The sequence below is a fragment of the Limosilactobacillus panis DSM 6035 genome (genome assembly GCF_001435935.1).
Classification (GTDB): Bacteria; Bacillota; Bacilli; order Lactobacillales; family Lactobacillaceae; genus Limosilactobacillus; species Limosilactobacillus panis.
Map to the genome: position 1 here is coordinate 886 of NZ_AZGM01000143.1, position 2,895 is coordinate 3,780.

Consider the following 2,895-nt stretch of genomic DNA (forward strand, 5'->3'; position numbering starts at 1 on the left):
GGTGATTACCAAAACTGGCAACGAGCACAGAAACAAAGGGCCCGTTACCAAGCTAAGGTAGCGAACCAGCGCAAAGATTATTTACATAAATTGACAATAACCTTGGTTAAGCAGTACGACGTAATCGTCATTGAAGATTTGAAAGCCAAAAACCTTCAGGAAAATCACTGCCTAGCTAAGACCATTACGAATGCTAGTTGGTATCAGTTCCGGACCATGTTGGCATATAAATGTGCCTGGTATGGTAAGAAATTAGTAACTGTTAAACCGAACTATACCAGCCAAATTTGTAGCCACTGTGGTTACCATAGCGGACCAAAGCCGTTACAAATTCGTGAATGGACGTGCCCAAACTGCGGCACTCATCATGATCGCGATATTAATGCGGCGGTTAATATCTTACATCAAGGATTAAAAGCTATTGGCTAGGGACTAGCCATGGTAAAAGAGTGGAGTTCTGTAAGTTAGGTAGCTTGAATACAGGTGTAATATCCTAAATACTGCTTCATGTTCCCAGAAGCTTGGTCATTAATGGCCGAGTGGTTCACAGGGAAAATCACCATAAATTCGCGCCTTACCCTGGGGTTTATTAGAAAATTGTGATAAAATTGTTCTGTTAATTTAATGAGAATAATAGGCAAAAATTTATAGTAGGTGAAATTGATGAGTCGAATTTTAATTATTGAAGACGAAGAAAACTTAGCAAATTTCGTGAACTTGGAACTGAAGCACGAGGGTTACGAAACCGATGTTGAACTTGACGGGCGGGCCGGACTAGACGCAGCCCTGAACCAGGACTTCGACGTAATCCTGCTTGACCTGATGTTGCCAGAATTAAACGGGATTGAAGTCGCCCGGCGGGTCCGGGAATTAAAGGATACCCCGATTATTATCATGACTGCCCGGGACTCCGTTATCGACCGGGTCTCTGGCCTTGACCACGGGGCTGATGATTACATCGTCAAGCCGTTTGCCATTGAAGAGTTACTAGCACGGGTCCGGGCCCTACTGCGGCGGATCAGCATTGAGGATGGTAATAATAAGGAACACCAAACGACGGTGAACTACAAGGACTTGACAATTGAAAAGGAAAACCGGGTTGTTCGTCGTGGCGATGAAGTTATTAACCTGACGAAGCGGGAGTACGAACTGTTGCTGATTCTGATGGAAAACATTAACGTTGTCATGTCACGGAAAGAGTTGCTCAGCAAGGTCTGGGGTTACGACTCTAAAGTTGAGACCAACGTGGTCGATGTTTACATCCGTTACCTGCGGAACAAGATTGATCGTCCCGGCGAAAAGAGTTACATCCAAACCGTCCGGGGCACCGGTTATGTGATCCGTTCCTAGAGCTCGTGAGTTACTATGAAAAGTCAGAAAAACGGTAAACGATTTGTCTCTTTAAGGCTGAAGTGGGCCATCGGGACCGCCGTGGGTTCGCTGATTATCTTTTTCATTGTGGCTATTGCTATGTTCACTTCCTTTACCCAAAACCTCTTTCAGCAGGAAAGAAGTCTGTTAAACCAGGGAATGGACAACATCAGCCAACCGCTGGCAAAGAATGACCAGTCCTTGACTAAGCACTCAATCGAACAGGTCTTGGATCCTAACAATAACCATTCGTTTGTCAGGGGGGCGGATTATCGCCGACCGGTGGTTAAGGAATTGAGTGACGGCCACCTGCTTGTTAATATCTATAATCCTCAAGGAAAGTTACTCCTGTCGACTGGGCACTTAGAGGGGAAACCGTCCCTCATCAATGAACGTCAGGTACGGATTGCCCAGGGAAAGCACCATAAAATTTTGCTTGGCCATATGCCAATCTATTCTCATGACACCCAGCGGGTAATAGGTTACCTGCAAATTGAAAATAATCTTAACTCCTACGCGAAGAGCTACCGTCAGCTCCGGCTGGTCAGCATCATGGCACTATGCCTCGTTGTTTTGGCAAGTGGCCTTTTAGGCTATGCCTTGTCCTACTTCCTGCTCCGGCCCCTTGGCGATATCCATGATACGGTTAAGGTAATCAGTAAGGACCCGACGAAGAATGTCCGGGTACCGGTCAGCAACCGGAACGATGAACTAGCGGAGCTGATTGACATGTTTAACGACATGCTCGACCGAATGCAGCGTTATATCGAACAGCAGAGTCAGTTTGTGAGCGACGTCAGCCATGAGCTCCGGACCCCCGTTGCCATCATCCAGGGCCACCTTGATATGTTGGAACGGTGGGGGAAGGATGATCCCCAGGTCCTCAGTGATTCTCTAAAGGCCTCCTTAATTGAGACTAAGCGGATGAAGAACCTTGTCCAGGAGATGCTGGACCTCAGTCGGGCCGAACAGGTTGAAATCAACTACCGTAATGAAAAGACGGTTGTCAATGATGTTGTTCACCAGGTCTTCAATAACTTTAAAATGCTCTATCCAGAGTTTACCTTTAACCTCGATGATGACCTGGATGAGAAGATCACGGTCAACATTTACCGTGATCACCTTGAACAGGTTCTGGTAATCCTGTGCGATAACGCCGTTAAGTACTCCCAGGACCGCAAGGAGATTCATATTACCCTGTCACGGGGGATGAACACCGTTGAGATTGGTATTCAAGACTTTGGTGAGGGAATTGCTCCTGAGGATGCTAAGCGCGTCTTTGACCGCTTCTACCGGGTTGATAAGGCCCGGAGCCGAAAGAAGGGGGGCAACGGCCTCGGCCTCTCGATTGCCAAGCGCCTAATTGAGGGCTACCACGGGTCAATCAGTCTGGAAAGTTCGCCTGGTGCGGGCTCACTTTTCAAGATTGTCTTGCCAATTATTGAAGATCCAGAGTCACTTGAATAAGAAAGGGAGCGTGACAGAAGTCATTTATGACTTCGTTTTCACGCCCCCGCGAGCGCA

The 2,895-nt window shown here is 47.2% G+C and carries 3 protein-coding genes; all 3 read left to right on the forward strand.

The annotated features are described in order from the left end of the window. The coding region (locus FD32_RS10370) for an RNA-guided endonuclease TnpB family protein (protein ID WP_235803800.1) at nucleotides 1–429 on the forward strand (429 nt) is incomplete at its 5' end. Nucleotides 430–663: 234 nt separating this feature from the next. Continuing rightward, complete coding sequence (locus FD32_RS09090; RefSeq protein WP_003715333.1) at nucleotides 664–1,350, forward strand: response regulator transcription factor; 687 nt, start codon at nucleotides 664–666, stop codon at nucleotides 1,348–1,350. A 15-nt stretch (nucleotides 1,351–1,365) separates the two neighbouring features. Beyond that, entirely contained in the window at nucleotides 1,366–2,838 is a 1,473-nt protein-coding gene (locus FD32_RS09095; RefSeq protein ID WP_047768797.1) for a sensor histidine kinase, read from the forward strand. Nucleotides 2,839–2,895 lie beyond the last annotated feature (57 nt).